This is a genomic window from Microcoleus sp. T3_A4 (assembly GCF_036700465.1).
Classification (GTDB): domain Bacteria; phylum Cyanobacteriota; class Cyanobacteriia; order Cyanobacteriales; family Microcoleaceae; genus Microcoleus.
Genome location: NZ_JAUBOY010000020.1, coordinates 23,093 through 46,620, shown reverse-complemented (window position 1 = coordinate 46,620; position 23,528 = coordinate 23,093). Strand labels below are relative to the sequence as shown.

Annotated in this window: 8 protein-coding genes; all 8 read left to right on the top strand. The window is 46.1% G+C overall.

Going from position 1 to position 23,528, the window contains the following annotated elements; all coding sequences use genetic code 11:
- Window positions 1-331: 331 nt before the first annotated feature.
- Window positions 332-7,543 (top strand): S8 family serine peptidase, encoded by a 7,212-nt coding sequence (locus QUA07_RS12980; RefSeq protein WP_333325701.1) that lies wholly within the window; start codon window positions 332-334, stop codon window positions 7,541-7,543.
- Window positions 7,544-7,777: 234 nt separating this feature from the next.
- Window positions 7,778-8,839, top strand: a complete 1,062-nt coding sequence (locus tag QUA07_RS12975; protein WP_333325699.1) for a calcium-binding protein — start codon at window positions 7,778-7,780, stop codon at window positions 8,837-8,839.
- A gap of 599 nt (window positions 8,840-9,438) precedes the next feature.
- Window positions 9,439-10,107, top strand: coding sequence for a cytochrome b6 (petB, locus tag QUA07_RS12970; protein WP_333136441.1), 669 nt, complete (start codon window positions 9,439-9,441; stop codon window positions 10,105-10,107).
- 184 nt (window positions 10,108-10,291) lie between these two features.
- Window positions 10,292-10,774 (top strand): cytochrome b6-f complex subunit IV, encoded by a 483-nt coding sequence (gene petD / locus QUA07_RS12965; protein ID WP_333082815.1) that lies wholly within the window; start codon window positions 10,292-10,294, stop codon window positions 10,772-10,774.
- 448 nt (window positions 10,775-11,222) lie between these two features.
- Window positions 11,223-12,119, top strand: a complete 897-nt coding sequence (locus QUA07_RS12960; protein WP_333325696.1) for an AraC family transcriptional regulator — start codon at window positions 11,223-11,225, stop codon at window positions 12,117-12,119.
- Between the two features lie 364 nt (window positions 12,120-12,483).
- Window positions 12,484-20,211, top strand: coding sequence for a DUF7948 domain-containing protein (locus QUA07_RS12955; RefSeq protein ID WP_333325694.1), 7,728 nt, complete (start codon window positions 12,484-12,486; stop codon window positions 20,209-20,211).
- A gap of 154 nt (window positions 20,212-20,365) precedes the next feature.
- A complete protein-coding gene (locus QUA07_RS12950; protein ID WP_333325690.1) occupies window positions 20,366-20,860 on the top strand; it encodes a hypothetical protein in 495 nt (164 codons plus the stop codon).
- Window positions 20,861-20,931: 71 nt separating this feature from the next.
- Window positions 20,932-23,528: FG-GAP-like repeat-containing protein (locus tag QUA07_RS12945; protein ID WP_333325687.1), on the top strand; the 2,597-nt coding region annotated here is incomplete at its 3' end.

Sequence of the window (23,528 nt, the reverse complement as noted above, 5' to 3'; positions counted from 1 at the left end):
ATCTCCATGAGTCGTGGACGCATCGGAGTCGAGAAACGGGGTTTGATGTACGAAATTACTTAGTTATCACGCGCAGATTCGGTAAAAAATTCGGTTTCTGAGTGTCGGAGTGCGTTCACGACTATCTGTCTGGATGCAACAAGATTTACTGGCATCCGTACATCATCGATACGTTAAAAATTAATGATTATATAATTGGTTAAGTTATCAAAACTTCTATGAATTTTTGATAACGAAAGTGGGAAAAACAAAAATTTTTTGGAGCGCTGCTAAACAAAAACATAAGTCATAGGATATTCTGATATCCTATTTAAATTTTACCAGGTGTGTCATGTTAAACTCACTAACTCCACTTTCCTCAAAAGCGATCGCATTTATCGATGCTGCCGTCCCCGACCCTCAAATTTTAATCGACGGCGTTATCCCTGAAACCGAGGTAATTAAATTAGAGTCAAACCGCAACGGTCTGGAACAAATTGCCGAAGCTTTGCAGGGAGAGCAATTTTCAGTAATTCACATTATTGCCCACGGGCAACCCGGTTGCGTGCAACTGGGGAACGTTGAATTGAGTTGGGAAAATTTGAGATATCGCGCGGGTAATTGCGTAGCAGCAGTCCAAGCATGGGCGCAATCCCTGACACCAAATGCCGAAATTCTCCTCTACGGCTGTAATGTTGGCCGAGGAAATATAGGCAAAGCATTGGTACAGCGTTTGAGTCAACTAACAGGGGCAAGTGTTGCTGCTTCTGAGAATCTGACAGGTTGTGCAGAAAAAGGCGGCGACTGGGAATTGGCAGTGACAGCGGGGACAATTAAAGCTGGCATTGCATTTGGGCCAGAAGCGATCGCAGCTTACGGCCACGTTCTCAATACGTTTAAACAAACAGCTACGGGCTTGACAACAGGAAATCTCCCTACAGCTATTGTTAGCCAGGACTTTAATGGAGATGGCCGTCTCGATTTAGCCGTAGCTAACAGAAGTTCTGACAGTGTTTCGATCTTGTTGGGAACAGGTCAAGGTAATTTTGGAACTGCTACTAACTTGACCTTGGGCAGTGGAGGATCTCCCAGCGGTATTGTTGCCGGCAATTTTAATGGGGATTCGCTTCCCGATTTAGCTGTATCGGTAGCAATTGGCGGCGATATAGGAGGAGGAGTTTATGTCTTTTTAGGGACAGGCCAAGGCAACTTTAGCAATCCTAACAACTTTGGCCCGGGCATCACTAAAGAGGCGATCGCTGCGGGAGATTTTAATCAAGACACCTTCGCTGACTTAGTTGTGGCAGAAGAGAACCAAGTTTCTATTGCTTTAGGCAATAATCAAGGAACTTTTGGTGAGTTTAACAATGTGGGGACTGCAATCAGCCCCTTAGCGATCGCGATCGGAGATTTTAACGGCGACAACAATCTCGATGTTGTTGCCACTAACAGGAATCCGGCTAACAGCGTTTCTATTTTTTTCGGTACGGGCCAAGGCACTTTTGGCAATCCCACCAACTTGAATGTCGGCACAAGTCCCAGCGCGATCGCAGTTGGAGATTTTAATGCTGATGGCAGATCCGATCTGGCTGTAGCCAATGCAGGCAATCAGAACGTATCAATTTTATCAGGGACAGGCCAAGGCACTTTTAGCAATCCTGCTAACTTTAATGTTGGGTTAAGTCCTGAGGATATTGCCGTTGGTGATTTCAATGCTGACGGTCAACCCGATTTAGCTGTAGCGAACGTCAGTTCTAATGATGTTTCAATTTTAACTGGCACCGGTCAAGGAACGTTTAACGGGCCGTTTAATTATAATACTGGGGGAACCAGTCCTAGCGCGATCGTGGTTGGAGATTTTAACTCTGATACCAGACCAGATATTGCTGTCGCAAATACCAACAGTAACAGAGTTTCCATTCTGTTGAATGTGCTATTGAAAGCAAGTTTTGCTAATTCTGCGTACAGCAGCCTTGAAGGAGACGCAGATGCGACTGTTAATATTCCTGTGAATGTCGAAGACGGTTTACGATTTACAGACTTGATTGTACCGATCGCAACTGTTTTAGATGTTCCTGCTGGTACCGTAAAAGCTTTTCAAGGTTCTGACTATACTCTTTCTACTAATACCCTTACTTTCCCCGCAGGTAGCGGCAGTTCCACTCAAAATCTAGCTGTCACTATCAAACCCGACAACCTTGCAGAATGGGATGAAGCAGTTGTCTTGAGTTTTGGTACGAGTCCGGGAGGGGGAGGGTTTGCAGGTACAATCTCTGAAACTACCTTAACAATTCCTGCTAACGATCCGATTATTTACACAGTTGCTGCTAGCGCAGGTACTATTTCTGAAGGAAATTCGGGAACTACACCTTTGATATTTACTGTCAGTCGCACTGGCGGTACTGATTCAGGAGGTACTGTCAATTATGCAATTGGTGGCACTGCAACCAACGGCAGCGATTACAATAATATCGGCACTTCTGGCGCAACAAGTACGACTGGCCTGATTAATTTTGCCTCTGGCGAAACATCGAAAACTGTCACCCTAGATGTGTTGGGTGATGGTAGCGTTGAACCAGACGAAACTATTACCGTCACTCTATCAAATCCCGTCACCTTGCCTGATGGCGGTCTTCCCGGCGGCAGTTCGACACTTGGTACTGCTACTGCTACAACTACGATTATTAATGACGACACTGCTGGAATTGCAGTCAATCCCGTTAGCGGATTAATTACAACAGAAGCAGGAGGAACAGCAACATTTACTGTCCAACTCAACTCTCAACCAACTGCTAACGTGACTGTTGGCTTAAGCAGTTCCAATATTGCCGAGGGAACAGTTTCTACACCCTCGCTGACATTCACTCCCGCCAATTGGAGTGTGCCGCAAACTGTAACTATTACTGGCGTTGACGACAATATTGCTGACGGCAATCAAACTTACAATATTGTCACCGCTGCGGCTGTTAGTACAGACAGCAATTACAGCAATTTCAGTGCTGCCGATGTCAGCGTTACGAATAGCGACAACGAAACTCCCGGCATTACCGTTAATCCCACAGCAGGATTAACTACAACAGAAGCGGGAGGCACGGCTAACTTCAGTGTTGTCCTCAATACTCAACCTACGGCACCTGTTACGGTAGCTTTAAGCAGTTCCAATCCTGCTGAGGGAACAGTTTCTACTAATACTTTAAGTTTCACTCCTAATAACTGGAATCAGGCGCAGACGGTAACGGTGACAGGTGTTGGCGACAATATCGCTGACGGCGATATTGCTTACACTATTGTTACTGAGGCTGCTGTTAGTACAGACAGCAATTACAACAATTTCAATCCCTCGGATGTCAGCGTTACTAACAGCGACAGCGATACAGTCGGCGTTACCGTTAATCCCGCCAGTACCACAGCAGTAGAAGGCGGTGCAACGGGAAGTTATACACTTCAGCTAAATTCGCAGCCAACAGCGCAGGTAACAGTCAGCTTTGACGGGGGAAATCAAATAAGTGCGATCGCCCCCATTAGCTTCGACAGCACTAATTGGAATATTGCCCAAACTGTAACTGTGAGTACGACGGATGACACAGTTGTAGAAGGTACTCACACTGGCACAATCAATCACGCGGTAACAAGTACCGACGCGAAATATAGCGGAATTGCGATCGTCCCTGTCACTGTCGCCATTACTGATAACGATATAACGCCGACGCCAACACCAACTCCGCCAACTCCGCCAACGCCAACTCCACCGACACCAACTCCGCCAACTCCACCAACTCCGCCAACTCCGCCAACTCCACCAACTCCGCCAACTCCGCCAACTCCACCAACTCCGCCAACTCCGCCAACTCCACCGACACCGCCAACTCCACCAACTCCGCCAACTCCGCCAACTCCACCGACACCAACTCCGCCAACTCCACCAACTCCGCCAACTCCACCGACGCCAACACCAACACCAACTCCAACACCGTCGGTGCTACCGGTAATCATGCCTCCGACGATACCTGCTGGCATTACTGTCGATCCGACATCAGGATTAGTCACCACAGAAGCGGGAGGTAAAGCAACATTTACAGTCAAACTAAATACTCCGCCAACTGCTGATGTCAGAATTGATTTAGAAAGTTCCAATCCAGTAGAAGGCATAATTTCTCCACCATCGCTGAACTTCAACTTTGCTAATTGGAATCAAACGCAAACGGTGACGGTAACTGGTGTTGATGACAAGGTTGTTGACGGTGATAAAACTTACAGGATTGTTACCAAACCTGCTGTCAGCAACGATCGCAATTATTCCGGTTTAAATGCAGCAGATGCGATCGCGGTCTCTATTGATAACGATCGATCGAATGATAACGGCGGTCAATTGCCACCAATCGATCCTGTCACTGGTTCACAATACAAACCAGGCGAACTTTTAGTGAAACTGAGACCCGGTGCAAGCAATGATTTTCTAGGCAATTTTCAAGCTAATGGAGAGATAGCGCTAGAAAACCTAGTACCATCAAACTCCCAATTTGACTTCACACCCAGTCCATTAGATCGGTGGCGAATTGTCAAATTTTCTTCAGAATTAGATTTGCTGCAAATTCAAGAAAACTTAGCTCGAGATCCCAACGTAGAGGCAGTAGAACTGAATTACCAAGGTTCCTATGATTTCATACCAAACGATACCAGATTTAGCGAACTGTGGGGTTTAAATAATACTGGATTAGAGGGAGGCACATCAGATGCTGATATCGATGCCTCGGAAGCTTGGGATAGTCAAACAGGTGACAGAAGGATAATTGTTGCAGTTACGGACAGCGGCGTAGACTACAACCATGAAGATTTAATAGCCAATATTTGGACTAACTCGGGAGAAATTCCTGGCGATGGTATTGACAACGACGGTAACGGCTACACAGACGATGTTCGCGGCTATGACCTTTATAACAACGACAACGATCCAAGTGACGATCTCGGTCACGGAACCCACATTGCTGGAACCATTGGTGCAATTGGTAATAACCGCATTGGCGTTACTGGAATTAACCATAATGTTAGTTTGATACCTTTGAAGATTGGCAGTCGCATAAGACCAGATTTAGTCTCTATCACCAGAGGGATTAATTACGCTACCACTAAGGGTGCAGATGTCATTAATGCTAGTTGGAATGTTCCTGACTCTAGAGCTTTATTTGACGCTATCAGTGAAGCTAACAGTGCAGGAGTTCTCTTTGTTGCAGCAGCAGGTAATAACAGCTCTAATAATGACATCAGACCTTCTTACCCAGCTAACTATGACCTTCCCAATGTTATTTCAGTTGCAGCAACAGATCGCAATGACCAACTAGCATTTTTCTCCAATTTTGGAGCCAGTACCGTAGACTTAGGTGCGCCTGGAAGAAACATTTTGAGCACAGTTCCCGGTAATAACTACGGTTTCTATGACGGAACTTCAATGGCAGCACCCCACGTAGCAGGTGCGGCGGCGTTGCTGTTAGCCCAAGATCCAACCTTGACTGTCGCCCAACTAAGAAACTCTATTCTCTCAACAGTTGACCCGTTGCCTTCTCTCGCAGGAAGAACTGTTAGCGGAGGACGTTTAAATCTTCGCAATGTTCTCAATCCTGTCAACCGTCCGCCAGTCTTAAATATTCCGTTCCGGGAACAAGGTTTGAGTTTGCAACCGGGTTCGAGTCCTCAATTGCAGTTTACTTTTCAAAACGACACTTTCATCGATCCCGATCCGGGCAATACCTTAACTTATACAGCAGATTGGTATGAAAATGTCACCAACTTTGAGTGGCGAAATGTCAGCGGAGGACGATCGCCAATTCCGACAAGTTGGAGTCGCATTAGCCCCTTACCAACTGGCATGAGTTTCGATCCGGCTAGCCGTACTTTCAGGGTTGATGATAGCTTGCAGCGCAATCGCAACTACTGGATTCGAGTAACAGCAAGGGATGCTGCTGGTGCATCGGATATAGCATTTTTCGATCTTTATAATCGAGGTCGAGGTTCTGTTATTGACGGCTACATCGCTGGGGCTACAGTTTTCTTAGACGCTAACAAAAATGGCGAACTTGATGCTAGCGAACCTTCTGCAACAACTGGCCCAAAAGGTGAATACGAACTCGATATTTCCTTGGAAATTTTTGACAAAAATCGCAACGGCGAACTCGATCCGGAAGAAGGCAATATTGTGGCTTTTGGTGGCATTGATACTGCTACGGGTTTGCCTTTGGAAACGCCTGTCACTGCCCCGCCTTACGCTACTGTTGTCACCTTGTTAACCAGTTTAGTAGCAGATTTAATTGACAAGGGAATTGAGAGCGATCGCGCCGAATCTCTCGTCAAATCTGCTCTTTCAATTCCCGCTAATGTTGACATCACTGACTTAGATCCGATCGCTGCTACCGAAAACGCGATCGCGGGTGGAGTAGAAACTTTGACTGCAATGGTCAAGGTACAAAACGTCATTACCCAAACTGCTGCTTTAATAGACGGTGGGTCAATTCTGGACAATACCAACAGCGTAAAAGCAGTTGTAAGTGCGATCGTTCAACAAATTCAATCGGGGACTACTCTCAATCTCAGTGATCCAAACCAGTTAGCAACAATTGTCGATCGCGCCGTCACAGCAGCGCAACAATTTGACTCGGATTTAAACACTCAGCAATTGTTGCAAATTGCCCCGGATGCAGCTAAGGTAATGGCCGAAGCAAATCAGCGCATTGACCAAGTTGTATCCAACACAGCAACAGCTTCAATTAACCGAGAAGTTGCCCGCGTGCAAAAAGTAGCCCTAGGCGCAACCTCTGAAGACTTAAAAGCAGCCGGTACAGGTACGAAATCGATCGCCCAAGTTATTGCCGAAAATACTGGTACTGCCTTAGATACCAAAATTCAACAAACGACATTGCCCGATACACCTGCTGTTGCGGTGATTGAAGGAGAAATAGATGCGATCGCAGCTAACTCCAATCTCCTCGGCACTGACGGCGACGACAGCCTCTCCGGGGACAGCGGCAGCGATACAATGGCCGGCAAACGCGGCAATGATACTCTCAGCGGTTTGGGTGGCAACGACTGGATACACGGCAATCAAGGCAATGATTCCCTCGACGGTGGCGACGGCGACGACACTGTTTACGGCGGCAAACAAATCGATAATTTGTTCGGCAATAATGGGGAAGATATCCTATTTGGAAATCGCGGTCAAGATAGCTTGAGTGGAGGTGAAGGCAATGACAGTCTTTACGGCGGTCAAGCTAGCGATATTCTGCTGGGCGGTAACGGATCTGATGTTCTCAGCGGTGAAAACGGCGATGATAGTTTGATAGGAGGAAATGGGAGTGATCGCTTCTTAATTTCCGCCAATTCTGGCAGCGATATCATTTTCGATTTTGAACCAGGCATCGACTTCCTCGCACTTGCCGACAATTTAACCTTCTCGCAGCTTTCTATTATCCCTAGTAACACTGCAACGTTAATCACCTTGACAGAAACTGGCGAAATTTTAGCGGCTATCACTGGCGTGACAGCTAACCAAATTAGCATCGCTGATTTCAGTTAAAACATTAGGGACACAGGCAAATCCTGTGTCCCGGAAATTCGTTTTCTAGTAAGACTTCAGTTTTTTCTTACAAATTTTGGTCAATCAAGATTTGCATTCCTTACTACAAAACGTCAATCAGAACTAAAGTCCTTACAAAATCCAAAATTCAAAATTTGAAATTGCGGGGAGGGTAAAAATCTAAAATCTAAAATTGAGTGACTGTTGTGAAATAGTTTTCAGGAGGACAAATTTATGGTAGTTATATGCGGTGACAATCTCAATAATTTACTAGCAGGTGAAATTGGCGATGATTCCCTGTGCGGGCTGGGAGGGAATGATACTCTATTTGGTTTGGATGGTAATGACACTTTAGATGGCGGAGTAGGAAATGATAGTCTCGCAGGTGGAGTCGGTAGCGATCGCCTTTTGGGCTACTCTGGTAACGACAGTCTCAGCGGTGGCGAAGGCGATGACAAAATTGAAGGAGGTGCCGGGAATGATATTCTTGAGGGTGGCGAAGGCGCGGATTTAATCAGAGGAGAAGACAATAATGATAGTATCTTGGGAGGGTCTGGCAATGACTCTCTTATCGGCGGTCTAGACAATGATACGGTGATCGGAGGAGATGGAGACGATCTCTTGTTTGGTGGCTTCCACAACGACTTGCTAATGGGCGGCAAAGGTAACGATCGCCTGTTTGGAGAAGGTGGGAACGACACTTTAAGAGGTGACTTAGATAATGACTACATTAACGGCAATGCAGGAGACGATTTGCTTGAGGGAAATCAAGGCAGCGACACTCTGATTGGTGGGCCGGGTAATGACATCATATCGGGTTACAGCTTTTTATCAACAGGAGAACAAATCGATCATTTAATCGGGCAAAGTGAAGCTGACATATTTGTTCTCGGTTCATTAAATGCCAGCCCTTACCTCTTCTATGGCGGTGAAGGTCGCCATGCCATTATTCGGGATTTTAACCGGGGCGAAGGCGACAAAATTCAAGTCGTTGGTTTCGTACAAGATCGTAACGGTTCTCGCTTCTTCTCTTACCGATTTGAATCTTATGATGACGGTACGAGACGGGGAACTCGGATATTGGTCGGATCGGATTTAATCGCCGATGTTCAAAATATTACTGATGTGAATCTATCAGATTGCGCGATCGTTTCGACAGGTTTTACACCGCCATCGCGAGACTTTCCATCCTTCCCGTCTCTTCCTGAAATTCCCTTCCCGATACCGCCGCTTCCCTCTCCTTTCTCGCCACTGCTGCCAGTTTTTGTGGAAAGTTTGCCTTCTTTTCAATTGTGATAAAACTTTTACGGATGGGGGCAATCACCGGCTTTTTTTACGGAAATACGCAGGTTGCAGCCAGCAGATGCTGTTAGAAACGGCTGAAGTCCTTACTACAAAACAAGATTCGGTTGTACGATCGAACCGGTTCGGGTTACTCGACTGACATTGAGGGCGTTTGGGACCGAAAGTGAAGTTTTACGATCGAGATGAAATTTGGCCTCTCCCGGCAAACTGGTTTCCGGCTCGGACTGCTTTCTGTAGCTCAGCCCTCCCCGCATAATGACTTGGGCAGATGTTGAGATTCCTAAAAAAGCCTTTTAAGTGTCCAAAAAGCGAGTGCGCGCGTGAAAATTGCACGGCAATTATGTTACATTTTTTATCACAGTCTGGAATTCGATCGGGCAACGCCAGCGAGTAGGGACAAGCGACCGCTTAGTTTCCCAGGGCTTGCAGGCGATCGCACAATAGAGTTCCTTTCGTCAGCTCCAAATTTAAAAAATAGCCTCAGGCATTTGCTAGTAAAAGCAAGCTGCTCGGCGCGGGGCGACAAAAAACCTTGTGGCTGCTGCCCTGAACCTCAACCACAGCAATACTCTTTTAGGAATTCTGGCTCCATGTTTTCTAAACAAATCACCGACTCAAAAACCTACCAGTGGTTTGAGGAACGCCTGGAAATTCAGGCGCTCGCCGATGACATCACTACGAAGTACGTACCCCCGCACGTCAATATTTTCTACTGCTTGGGCGGAATCACTTTAGTTTGCTTTCTGATCCAGTTTGCCACCGGCTTCGCCATGACTTTCTATTACCGTCCGACGGTAGCAGAAGCTTTTTCTTCAGTGCAATACCTGATGAATGAAGTCAACTTCGGCTGGCTGATCCGCTCCATTCACCGCTGGTCTGCCAGCATGATGGTGCTGATGATGATTTTGCACATCTTCCGGGTTTATCTGACAGGCGGCTTCAAAAAGCCCCGCGAATTAACCTGGGTGACAGGAGTAATCTTGGCAGTCATCACTGTTTCTTTCGGCGTGACAGGCTATTCCCTGCCTTGGGATCAAATCGGTTACTGGGCAGTTAAAATCGTTTCCGGCGTCCCCGAAGCTATCCCGTTTGTCGGTTCTTTGATGGTTGAACTGCTGCGTGGCGGTGTCAGCGTCGGTCAAGGTACTTTGACTCGCTACTACAGCTTGCACACTTTTGTGTTGCCTTGGCTGATTGTAGTCTTCATGCTGGCTCACTTCTTGATGATTCGCAAGCAAGGTATCTCTGGCCCGTTGTAAGTTTTGAGTTGTGGGGGCGGTATTTTTTTTGCCCCCCCGCCCAATTGTGAGTTGAAAATTCAGAATTCATCACTCATGATATTTATTTACGGCTAATACTTCCTGCGATCGCGCCGCTGATTCAAACTAACGAATACAGCGGAATCCCAGGCCCGGGTAAAACTAAAAGGAGAACACTCTCACTATGTCTATTATCAAAAAACCAGATTTGAGCGATCCCGCGCTCCGCGCTAAGCTCGCTAAGGGCATGGGTCACAACTATTACGGCGAACCAGCTTGGCCTAATGACTTGCTCTACGTTTTCCCTATAGTCATCATGGGAACGATTTCTCTGTGCGTGGGTTTGGCTGTACTAGACCCGGCTTTGGTTGGCGAACCTGCTAATCCTTTTGCTACTCCGCTGGAAATTCTGCCGGAATGGTATTTGTGGCCTGTGTTCCAACTCCTGCGCGTTTTGCCTAACAAATTGTTGGGTATTGCTTGCATGGCGGGCGTTCCCGTTGGCTTGATTTTGATTCCGTTCATCGAGAATGTTAACAAGTTCCAAAATCCGTTCCGCCGCCCTGTTGCTACTACTGTTTTCCTGTTGGGAACTGCGGTAACTCTGTGGTTGGGTATTGGTGCTATTTTCCCGATCGACAAATCTTTCACACTGGGTCTTTTCTAAGATTTAAGTTTGCTTGATTTTGACGCCTGCGGGTTTCCTGTAAAGTGCTTTTGTACTGGTGGGAAACTTTAGTGGGCGTCATTTGATTTTAGATTTTAGATTTTAGATTTTAGATTTATCGTTCTAAAAGTTAATAATTATCCGTAATTAATTGTAAGCTGAGGCGCATCTAAATTTGACAATCAAATCACATCAAGTTTCTTGTGGGGTGGGCGTCCCGCCCGCCCAAAAATACAATGCAAGATGCGTAGCAGCTTAGGCGCAACGGCTTCTGAAAGTGCCGATTACCGACTCGACCCTACACCGCCCTAGGGTCAAATTCCATTAAATTTTATTGCGAATGCTGGACAAAGAGACCGAGAATATGTCGCGTAAGCCCTGGATATCTTTTGATAACTGCGGGAATTTCAGACCTATAGAATAATAGCAACTGTCGAAGGTGCAAGCTATGTCCTCAGAGAAACAGTTAATTCTTGATTTTGCCCAGGCAGACGCGATGAAATCGATTCTCCCGAGTCCCTCAATCCTATCGAGTCACGGCACAAAATGGGAGGGAATTCACGTCGAATATCACCGTCAGCCAGCAGACGAAACTCCCGAACACTGTTTCCAACAACACAACATTGGGCTGATACTCAATTCAGTTACAGTAAACGGAATACTCAACGGGAAACACTACGGTAGCGAACCGTGGCAAAGAGGAGAAATTTTCATCGGTGGTGCTGGTACTGATTTCCAGTCAGGTGCAGTCGAAGATCCTGAATTTATAGCGATCGCGATCGACCCTACCGACTTCGACAAAACAGTTTACGAATCGACCAATTCAAACCTCATTGAAATTATACCGCACTGGAAAATCAGCGATCCGTTGATTCTCGGCATTGGCTGGGCCCTCAAAACCGAACTCGAATCAGGTGGATTAAACGGTACTCTTTATGTCGATGCACTGAAAAACGCGCTTTCAATGCACATACTTCACCGCTATTGTGCACAAAAACCGCATAGGCGAGATTTTGAAGGCGGTCTCGATCCTGTCAAATTGCAGATTGTTATTAACTACATAACTGACTACCTAAACCGAGATTTGCACATAGCTGAACTGGCTAACTTAGTGCAGATTAGTCCTTATTATTTCAGTCGTTTGTTCAAACAATCAATTGGAGTCACTCCCCATCAATACGTCACCCAGTGCCGGATTGAGAAAGCAAAACAGTTGTTAAAAAGGCAAGATTTATCAATAACATATATCTCGGAGCAAGTCGGGTTTCACGACCAAAGTCACTTTAGCAAGACTTTCTGCAAAATCGTCGGTTTGACTCCTAATAAATATCGCGCTCAACTTTAACAGCGATTTGTCGTTGGGTGGGGGCAGGTTTATGAGATTGTCGGTTTTAGGCAATTATTGTCGGTGAACCTGCCCCTACAGGAATTATATCTATTTGACCGGACATGATATTAATCCTGTAGGGGCGGGTTTACCAATATCTCTAATAGAAACGAGAAAGCCTGTAAACCCGTCCCGGCCTTTAATCGCGGTCGATTGACTACAAAAACCGAGTCCGTAGCCCGTGTTACAATTTTTAATCAACAATCCGAGAAATTTCGCAAGAAAATGGTATTTTTCGTAAATTTTTCGCAAGAATTTACTATACAGCAGAGCTCGTACTTGTATATACTTAGTCGCATAACATAAACCAGGGGTACCAGCTATGAACTCTCAAAATCAACAGGCATCTTACGGTCAAATTCCCTTAAGTTTTATTGCAAATACTGGACAAACAGACCCGAATGTGAAATTCCAGGTGAAAGGTGCCGGTCACAGCATCTTTTTTAGTCCAAACGAAATTTCTTTCGTCGCTTTCCAGCAACCCAATGAACCGGGGAACCAAGCCACAAATTCTTCAATTGTCCGCAGCAGCTTAGCCAACAGCAACCCGAATCCCACAATTTCCGGGCTGGAACAATTACCGGGAGTTGCTAACTTTCTGTTAGGCGAAGATTCTAGTCAATGGCAGACTAATGTGCCTACTTTTAACGGCGTTGTTTATCAAAACGTCTATCAAGGAATTGACCGCGTTTTCAAAGGCACAGAAGGACAACTTAAGAGCGAGTTTTTAGTTGCACCTTTTGCCGATCCGAGTCAAATTAAGATGAACTATACTGGTGTTAACGACATCCGGTTGCGTGACGATGGAGCACTAATATTAGAGACACCGCTAGGCGAATTAATTGATAACGCACCGATAGTTTATCAGGATCTCAACGGACAGCGGGTGAATGTTCCTGCCGCTTACAATTTATTAGGAAACGGTCAAGTTAATTTTAGTTTGGGATATTTTGACCCCACTCAACCCCTAGTTATCGATCCGGTTTTAGCTTACTCGACTTACTTAGGTGGCAGCGGCTTGGACTCTGCCAACCGCATGACTGTAGATAGCACAGGTGCGGCTTATATTATCGGGACTACTGTTAATAATTTTACTACTACTCCTGGTGCTTTTCAAACTACGCCAGGGGCTCAAGCTGATTTCTTAGTTACCAAAATTAACCCCGAAGGAACGGCCTTAGTTTACTCTACTTATATGGGCGGTGCTGGCAATGAATACGGTTTTGGGATTGCGGTAGACAGTCAAGGAAATTCTTATTTAACCGGACAAGTCGATCCAGGTTATCCAACTACACCGGGTTCTTTTCAACCTACAGCACCTAATTACACTGCTGCGGTAACTAAACTCAATGCAGCCGGCAATGCGTTAGTTTATTCTACCTTTTTAGGCAATAGCAGCAGCGGCGCCCTAGGCAACGGCATTGCGGTAGACAGTAACGGTAATGCTTATGTTACCGGGCTCACAGGTGGCAACAACAGTTCCCCCCCTGTAGTAAATGGCGGTTTCCCCACTGCCAATGCCTCCCAACCTGTATACGGAGGCGGAATTGATGCGTTTGTTACTAAAGTCAATCCAACTGGCAGTGGTTTAGTTTACTCTACTTATTTCGGCGGTTCTGGTCGCGAAGACGCTCAAGCCATTGCCATAGATAATAATGGTAATTCCTACATTACTGGCATTACTTATTCGACTGACTTGCCGGGGAAAGATTTAGGCTTTCAAAATTCCCTTGCAGGTAGTTATGATGGTTTTGTCGCTAAATTTGACGGGAATGGTGCGCGCGCTTATTCCACTTATTTAGGTGGCTTTGGCGAAGATAAAGGTGCTGATATCGCTGTAGATAGTGCTGGAAATGCCTATGTTGTCGGAATTACCACTTCAACTGAGTTTCCGACTAAAAATGCAGTTCAAGCGACTTATGCAGGTGGTGCAAATGATGCTTTTGTCATCAAGTTAGGCCCTCTAGGTAACAATGCGATTTATTCAACTTATTTGGGCGGCAGCGGAGATGACAACGGCCATCGCATTACTCTAGACAGTGCAAATAATGTTTACGTGACAGGAGATACGACTTCGACTAATTTTCCGACTAAGAATGCTATTCAAAGTGTCAGCGGCGGCGGGAAAGATGCTTTTGTCACGAAAATCAATTCATCGGGTTCTGCTTTAGTTGATTCTACTTATTTTGGCGGCAGCGGGGACGACTACGGTAATGGTATTGCGGTAAATAGTTCTGATGCAGTTTATGTGGCTGGTTCTACTGCTTCTACTAATTTACCAACAGCAAATCCTTTTCAAGCGGCGAATGGGGGAGGTGACTTTGATGTTTTTGTTACTAAAATAATTGCTGGGGGGCCGCAGGTAAAGATTGTTGAGTCGGGCGGCAGCACTAATGTAGCAGAAAGCGGCACGACTGATACTTATACAGTTGTGTTGAGTAATCAGCCTACTGCAAATGTGGCGATCGCACTTAATACCGACACTCAAATTCAACCGATTGCTGGCATTACTTTCACTCCAACTAACTGGTTTTTACCGCAAACGGTGACAGTCAGTGCAGTTAATGATAGCCTAGCAGAAACTTCGCCGCACAGCGGCCCGATCGCTCACAGTGCTATCAGTACCGATACTAATTATAACGGGACTACTGCCAGTTTTACTGTTAATGGCACTCCTGGCAATACCGTCAATGCTAATATTACCGATAATGACACCGCAGGCGTTAGCATTACTCCCACTAACACGACTGCGACGGAAGGCGGTGCAACTGGAACTTATACCGTTAAATTAAATACCCAACCGATCGCACCTGTTACGATTAACTTGGCTACAGGCAGTGAAATTCAACCAATTACCGCACTTACTTTTACCACTACTAATTGGAATGTCGATCAAACTGTTGCGGTGAAAGCAGTTGACGACAATTTAGTTGAAGGAAATCATGCAGGTGCGATCGCCCATACTGCTACCAGTACCGATACTAACTACAACAGCATCACAATTCCGGCTGTTAGCGTCGCCATTACCGATAACGACACGGCAGGTTTCAGCATTGCACCTACGAACATAACTGCTACAGAAGGCGGTGCAAATGGCAGTTACAAAATCCAGCTAACTTCGCAACCAACTGCACCGGTTACTATCAGTTTCAATACTGGCGACCAACTTAATCCGATCGCCACACCTATTACTTTTGATAGCACTAACTGGAATGTTGCGAAAACTGTCACGGTTAGTGCGCTCGACGACAATCTAGCACAAGGAACCCACAGCGGCACGATCGCTCACACAGTTACGAGTACCGATGCCAATTATAACGCGAAAGTCATTCCCAATGTGACAGCATCGATTACTGATAACGATAGTCCCGGTATTTCTATTGTGCAATCAGAAGGCGAGACAGCTATTGCTGAAGGCGGTGCAACGGATAGCTACGGCGTACTTCTGACTACCGCACCTACTGCAAACGTCACGATTAATTTTGACGCGGGCACTCAAATTAGTGCGATCGCACCTATCACTTTCACGCCGAATAATTGGAATGTGGCGCAAAATGTCACTGTTACGGCGATCGATGACAGCATAGCGCAAGGAAGCCGCAGCGGCACGATCGCTCATACGTCTGTCAGTACAGATACTAATTATAACAACCTGACGATTTCTCCTGTGGCAGCCACGATTGCTGACAACGACACGACTGGTGTGACTGTTTCACAGGAGAACATAACAGCTACAGAAGGCGGTGCCACAGGCAGTTTTACACTCAAGTTAAATTCGCAGCCAACTGCACCAGTTACTATCAGTTTTGATGCGGGAAATCAAATAAGTGCGATCGGTGCAATTACCTTCGACGCTACTAACTGGAATGTTGCCAAATCCGTGACAGTAACGGCTACAGACGATGTGGCTGTGGAAGGAAATCATGCGGGGGCGATCGGGCATACTGCTAGCAGTAGCGATGTTAAATATAACAGCATCACCATTTCCCCTGTTAATGTCGCCATTACTGACAACGACACTGCCCCAACGCCAACCCCAACACCGATCACCCCAACACCTCCAACACCTCCAACACCTCCAACACCGATCACCCCAACACCTCCAACACCTCCAACACCGATCACCCCAACACCTCCAACACCAACCCCAACACCAACCCCAACACCAACCCCAACACCTGCTGGAATTACCGTTAATCCTGTAAGTGGATTAATCACGACAGAATCAGGCCAAACCGCAACATTTAACCTTCAACTAAACAGCTTAAACATCCCACCTACTGGCGATGTGAAAATAGATTTAGCAAGTTCCAATACAGCAGAAGGAACAGTTTCCCCGCAATCGCTTACCTTCAACTCTACTAATTGGAATCAGCCGCAAACAGTAACGGTAACAGGCGTTGACGACTTTGCTATTGACGGTGATCAAGCTTACACCATTGTTACTAGCCCTGCTGTCAGTACGGATAACAGATTTAACGGATTAAATGCGTCCGATGTTGCTGTCACCAATAACGATAATGACAGCAATATTCCAGCACAAGACTTAGCTGGAAACACATCAGCTACAGCCCGTACAATCAATGCAAGTTCCGATCTCAAAAACTACCCGGATTCAGTAAGTAGGAACGATCCAGATTACTACAAATTCACGATCGGTGCTGACAATGACTTCAACTTGTCAGTCAGCGGCTTCACGGGAGATATTAATCTTGAATTGCTTGACAGCGATCGAAATGTCATCTCAACTGCAATAAGTTCTGGCGCTGGCTCAAAATTAATTAACCGCCTTTTGGAACACGGCACTTACAGCATTCGAGTTTCTTCAGTTAATAGCGCGGAGAGTCAATACAATTTGAATTTGTCCGCTGTACCTCGTCTTGCAGGTGTCACAACTACAGGATATGAAGGCCCTGCCGTCACAAATCCGCAGTCAAATTCACCTAGCAGCAGCATTTTGAGCGGCATCAACAACAATCTAGTCACTAACAATCTATCCACTTCCCTGATTGATAGCAATTTCCTCGACTCAGTGCTGTTTAGTGGTGTTGGTGGCAATAGTAATGCTTCAAGTTTCGTTAATAACTTCCTCCCAGCAGACTTTTTTGGTAGTTTTGACGGCAGCGGCAACGACCCCTATCATGAGAAACCTGCTAGTGTATCCAGCGCGCAAATAAATTTGGATAAATTCCGCGCCACACCACGTTTTTCCGGTATTGACGGCAGTGGTTTCTCTGTAGCGGTATTAGAGACTGGCATCAACTTAAACCACCCATTCTTTGGCCCTGACAGCGACTCAAACGGCATCAGCGATCGCATCGTTTATAACTACGATTTTGCCGACGGCGACGCGGATGCTAGCGACAAAGACGGACACGGATCGAACATTGCCAGCATTATTGCTTCCCAAGACCCAACCTATACAGGGATGGCACCTGGGGCTAATATTATCGGTCTCAAAGTGAGAAAGGATAATAAGGATAATATGCCTAGTGACGAAATTAATAAGTTTCCGTATGTTGAACAAGCTTTGCAGTGGGTATTGCAAAATGCAGATACTTACAACATTGCCAGCGTTTGTATGGCATTCGGCAGCGGTGAAAATTTTCCCACCAGTCAAACTTCACTCTACGGTATAGGAGATGAACTGGCAGCATTAGCGGCGAAAAATATAATTGTTGTCTCTTCATCAGGCAACCGTTACTACCCGTACCGGAATGAGCCTCCAGGTGTAAACTACCCTTCAGCAGATCCGAATTCGCTGTCGATTGGCGCGGTATACAATTCCAACATTGGTTCTTTCTCTTTGGGAAATTATTTTGCGAATAAGCCTGGTGAGACTGGGAAATTGGTAACAGCAAATACCACTGCTGCTGATCGCATTGCTCCTTTTTCTCAGCGTAACGGGACATTAACCACAGTTTTTGCTCCAGGAGCACCCATCACCGGGGCTGGCAAAGATGGCGATATAAACGAGAGAAGTACCTATCACGGTACCAGTCAAGCTACAGCCCACATTGCCGGAATTGCAGCATTAGCCCAACAGTTAGCACAGAAAGAATTAGGTCGCAAACTGACACCAAAGGAGTTTGCCAATCTTTTAAAACAAACCGGTGTCACTATCAACGATGGCGACGATGAAGACGACAACGTTAAACATACAGGTCTTAATTTCAAGCGCGTCGATGTGCTGGCTTTGGGTGAAGCTATTGCTGGAGGAGGTGTTGTTCAGAACCGTCCGCCACAAGAAAAGATTCATTTAGACTATTTCATTAAGGAGTTTAATCAAGACATTCAAAATGTCTACACCGATCCGGATGGCGACTTAATCTCTTACAAATTAACTCGAGAGGATGGCAGTCCTTTAACCAGCAGTTTCAACAGTAGCTGGCTGAGATTCTCTTTCGACTCTAACCAGAACACCATCAAATTTACTGGCACTCCACCCGTGTTTAATATTAATGGAAAACCATTGAGTTTTGTAAGACCGTTTAAGGTTAAGTTAACCGCCACCGACCCTGCAGGTGCAAGCAATTCTCAAACCTTCAAGATAACAAAATATAACGGTCGCTGGGTGATTGATAATTACATTGCAGGTGCCAAAGTATTTTTGGATGCCAATAAAAATGGTGTTCTTGATGCTAATGAACCCTCAACCAATACTGACAATAGCGGTTTATTTAATCTCGATATCCCCTTCGAGACTTTCGACAAAAACGCCAATGGGGAAATTGATTCAGATGAAGGAAATTTAGTAGCTTTTGGCGGAATTGATACTGCTACGGGTTTGCCTTTAGAAACGCCTGTTACTGCACCTGCTGACGCTACTGTGGTCACGCTGTTAACTACTCTGATGGTGGACTTAGTAGATAAGGGGATTGAGAGCGATCGGGCCGAATCTCTGGTCAAATCTGCTCTTGCCATTCCCGCCGACGTTCCGATCGCAGATTTCGATCCGATCGCGGCCACCAACGACACCGAACCGGGCGGCGTCGCAACTTTAGCAGCAATGGTAAAAGTTCAAAACGTCATCACTCAAACTGCTGCTTTGATTGACGGTGCTTCCAGTGCAGCTACTAACGAAATTGTCAAAGCTGTTGTCAGTTCAATTACGAGTCAAATTCAATCCGGCACTGTTTTAAACCTCAGCAACGCACTCGCTTTAGAACCAATCATTCAGCAAAGTGCCGCGAAAATTCAGCAGATTGACCCCGGTTTCAACAGTCAAAAAGTCACCTCAATTACCTCGCAAGCTGCGACTGTAATGGCAACAGCAAATCAGCGCATTGATTCTGCTGTCTCCAACCCAATAGGAACATCAATTCCTGAATCAGTAGCCCGCGTCCAACAAGTAAGTTTGGGCGCAACAACTCAAGACTTCAAAGCAGTCGGTGCGGGAACTAAGACAATTGCCGAGGTAGTTACTGAGAATACTGGTGCTGCTTTAGATACGAAAATTCAAGCTGTGATATTACCTGCTGGGATTGCGACTCCTGTTGTCAGCGGCGATGCAGATTTGGGCAGCAATTCTCCCGATCAAATTCTCGGTACCAGCGGCGACGATATCCTGACTGGCGACAGCAGCAATAATGTTTTGATGGGTCTGAGGGGCAATGATTCCCTCGACGGTGGCGTGGGGAATGACACTCTTTTCGGCGGCAAGGCTAACGATACAATGCTTGGCGGTAACGGTGATGATGTCTTGTTTGGCAATCGCGGTGCTGACATTTTGAACGGCGGCGATGGCAGCGATATTCTGCTGGGAGGTAACGGTGATGATTTGCTGAATGGCGGTTTGGGAAGTGATAGTTTGACGGGAGGGGAGGGCAACGATCGCTTCTTGCTCTCTAGCAATTCGGGTATCGGTATTATCTTGGATTTTGAAGACGGAAAAGATTTGCTTTCTCTAGGCAACAATCTTAGTTTCTCCCAACTGTCACTTACTCAAGAAAACAGTGCAACTTTCATCCGTTTGTCAGCAACCGGAGAATTTTTAGCTGCTCTCAATGGCGTGACAGCTAACCAAATTAGCATCGCCGATTTCAGTTAAAAATTCCTGGTCGCACGGGTAGCCAGAAACCGGGTTTTTTACGACAATATTTCGCACTCACCCGCAGGTTCAGTAAAAAACCCGGTTTCTTTGATAAGTGCGTTCAGTTCAATGTCGATCGAGTAGTAGTGTATCCACCCATGAGGTTTTTGATATGAACGAAAACTCACAACCAATCTTTTTTCCTGTTTCTCGGTTTAAGTTGATCGTGATGTCCCTAGTAACCTTCGGATTCTATGAATTTTTTTGGTTTTATAAAAACTGGCAGCTATTAAAAACCGCAACAGGAAGAGACATTAGCCCCTTTTGGAGAACAGTTTTCAGCGGTATTTTTGGCTATTTTTTATTCAAAAAAATTAAACTTTGCGCTAAATCCTACTGTGTTTCTCCCAAGTTTAGTCCATTTTTGCTGACTATTGTTTGGATTGGGCTTAATATGTGTTTTCGAGTGCCAAACCCATACGGGTTAGTGAGTAATCTGTCTGTAATAGCTTTGCTTCCCGTTCAAGAGAGGGTGAATAAATTGAACTGTGTAGCAGCACGAAACCACAATCCTAACAGTCGATTTTCGGCAGGGAATATACTAACGATCGCTGTGGGAGGCAGCCTGACTGTACTTGCGATCGTCGGGATACTGATGCCAGCTTAGGTGCGATTTGCATCAGTTTCACAACTCGAAACATCAAAGATTACTGTTGTTAACTAATAGGTAAATTAATCATGTCTACCTTCAAGAACGCTGCCAACTTTCCTGCCGGCACAAATCCCCAATCCCTGACTGCCGAAAACTTTAATAACGACAATATCCCAGACTTAGCCATCAGCAGCGGAACCGCTGTTTCCCTATTAATAGGGAACAGCCAAGGAGGATTTGGCACTCCCACCAACGTGAATCAATCCAGTCGTACTCCCATCGTATCAGGTAATTTTAACACCGATAATTTCCTAGACCTAGCCGTAACTAACTGGTCTGGTGGAGAATTTCCTAGTGGTTCCGTTTACATCTTACCGGGTACTGGTCAAGGTACTTTTGGCAACTCCACTAGCTTTAGCGCCGGGACAAACCCGCCCAGTGCGATCGGCGTAGGAAATTTTAACGCAGACAATTTATCAGACATAGTTGTAGCAGACATTAATGGTGGCGTTTCCATCGGATTACAAAACGCTCAAGGCAACGGTTTTGCTAGGGAGGAAAATATATCTCAGGTAGGGACAACTCCCACCGCGATCGCAGCGAGAGACTTTAACAGCGATGGCCGCCTCGATCTTGCCATCACTAGCAGCGGTTCTAACAACGTTTCCATCCTACTGAACACGGGAGGCGCTGGTGCAGACCGATTTTCAATCCCGGTAAATTATGCAGTTGGGACTAATCCAACATCCATTGCCGCAGAAGACTTTAACGGTGACAACATCCTCGATCTTGCCATCACCAACAGCGTTTCTAACAACATTTCCATCCTACTTGGCACCGGTCAAGGTGCCTTTGCCAATGCCACCAACTACGCAGCGGGAGGCGATAGTCCGACATCGATCGCAGTTGCCGACTTAAACGCCGACAGCAAACTCGATATCGCCGTGGCTAACAATCAATCAAACAACGTTTCTATTCTAACTGGAACCGGTCAAGGCATCTTTGGCAACCCCATTAACTACGCAGTTGGGACAAATCCAAAAGCGATCGCCATCAAAGATTTTAACGCCGACAACAAACCCGATATCGCCACCGCCAACAGCGGTTCTAACGATGTCTCGATCCTGCTGAATACCACCGTTGAGGTGAATTTCGGTGCCGCCACTTACAGCGGTACTGAAGGAACAACAGACACAGTAGTTAATGTTCCAGTCACCATCAGCGGCGGCACTCCCTTGGGCGATGTAGTTGTACCAATAGTCATCGACCCCAGCAGTACGGCTACCCAAAATTCAGACTACACTTTTTCACCAGCCACTCTCACATTCAGTGCAGGTACTAACACCCTGACTCAGAATGTTGCTGTCACTGTCAAAGCTGACAATATCGCAGAGAACGCGGAAACAGCAGTATTCAGCTTTGGTACGATTAATGATGGGATTGCAGGCACAACAAATCAAGCGACACTAACTATTCCGGCTAATGATGCCATAGATTACGCCATTGCTGCCGGTACTGCCAGCATCGCCGAAGGCAACACCGGCACTACTCCCGTTACTTTTACCGTGACTCGCAGTGGCGGGATTGATGCTGCCAGCAGTGTAAATTATGCAATTGGAGGAACTGCTACAAACAGCAGCGATTACAACAATATCGGCGGCACTTCAGGGGGAACTAGCATTACTGGTACGGTTAATTTTGCGGCGGGCGAAACATCGAAAACCATTACTTTAGATGTATTGAGCAATGCCATAATTGAACCGGAGAAAACTATTACTGTTACTCTGTCAAATTCGGTTGCACCCGGCCCGACTCCGACTATTACCGCTGCTGCCGCTACAACTACGATCGGTAATGATGACACTGCCGGAGTCACGGTCAATCCTGCCAGCGGATTAGTAACGACAGAAGCAGGCGACAGTGCTACATTTACCGTTAAACTTAACAGTCAACCCAGTGCTAATGTTAGCCTTGATTTGAGCAGTTCCAATCCTGCTGAAGGAACAGTTTCTAGCAATAGTTTAACTTTCACGCCTGCGAACTGGAATCAACCGCAAACGGTAACGGTGACAGGTGTAGACGACAGCGTTGCTGATGGCAGTAAAACTTACAATATTGTCACTGCTGCGACTGTCAGTACCGATACTAATTACAGCAATCTCAATCCCGATGATGTCAGCGCCAGCAACAGCGATAATGAAACTCCTGGCATTACGATTAATCCTACCAGCACGAATGCAACGGAAGGCGGTGCAAATGGAAGTTACAGCATTCAGTTAAATACTCAACCGATCGCACCTGTTACGATTAACTTGGCTACAGATAGTCAAGTTCAACCAATTACTGCACTTACTTTTACCGCTACTAATTGGAATGTCGCTCAAACTGTGCCGGTGGCTGCGGTTGACGACAGTTTAGTTGAAGGGAATCATGCAGGGGCGATCGACCATACTTCTACCAGTACCGATACTAACTATAACAGCATCACGATTTCCCCTGTTAGCGTCGCGATTACTGATAACGACAATGCGCCAACCCCAACACCTGCGTTACCGACACCAACTCCTGCGCTAACGACACCAACACCTGCGTTACCGACACCAACTCCTGCGTTACCGACACCAACTCCTGCGTTACCGACACCAACTCCTGCGTTACCGACACCAACTCCTGCGTTACCGAC

What these genes read in the sequence shown, in the direction of transcription:
- QUA07_RS12980 (WP_333325701.1), top strand. Translation starts at nt 332, where the DNA reads ATGTTAAACTCACTAACTCCACTTTCCTCAAAAGCGATCGCATTTATC.
- QUA07_RS12975 (WP_333325699.1), top strand. Translation starts at nt 7,778, where the DNA reads ATGGTAGTTATATGCGGTGACAATCTCAATAATTTACTAGCAGGTGAA.
- petB (WP_333136441.1), top strand. Translation starts at nt 9,439, where the DNA reads ATGTTTTCTAAACAAATCACCGACTCAAAAACCTACCAGTGGTTTGAG.
- petD (WP_333082815.1), top strand. Translation starts at nt 10,292, where the DNA reads ATGTCTATTATCAAAAAACCAGATTTGAGCGATCCCGCGCTCCGCGCT.
- QUA07_RS12960 (WP_333325696.1), top strand. Translation starts at nt 11,223, where the DNA reads ATGTCCTCAGAGAAACAGTTAATTCTTGATTTTGCCCAGGCAGACGCG.
- QUA07_RS12955 (WP_333325694.1), top strand. Translation starts at nt 12,484, where the DNA reads ATGAACTCTCAAAATCAACAGGCATCTTACGGTCAAATTCCCTTAAGT.
- QUA07_RS12950 (WP_333325690.1), top strand. Translation starts at nt 20,366, where the DNA reads ATGAACGAAAACTCACAACCAATCTTTTTTCCTGTTTCTCGGTTTAAG.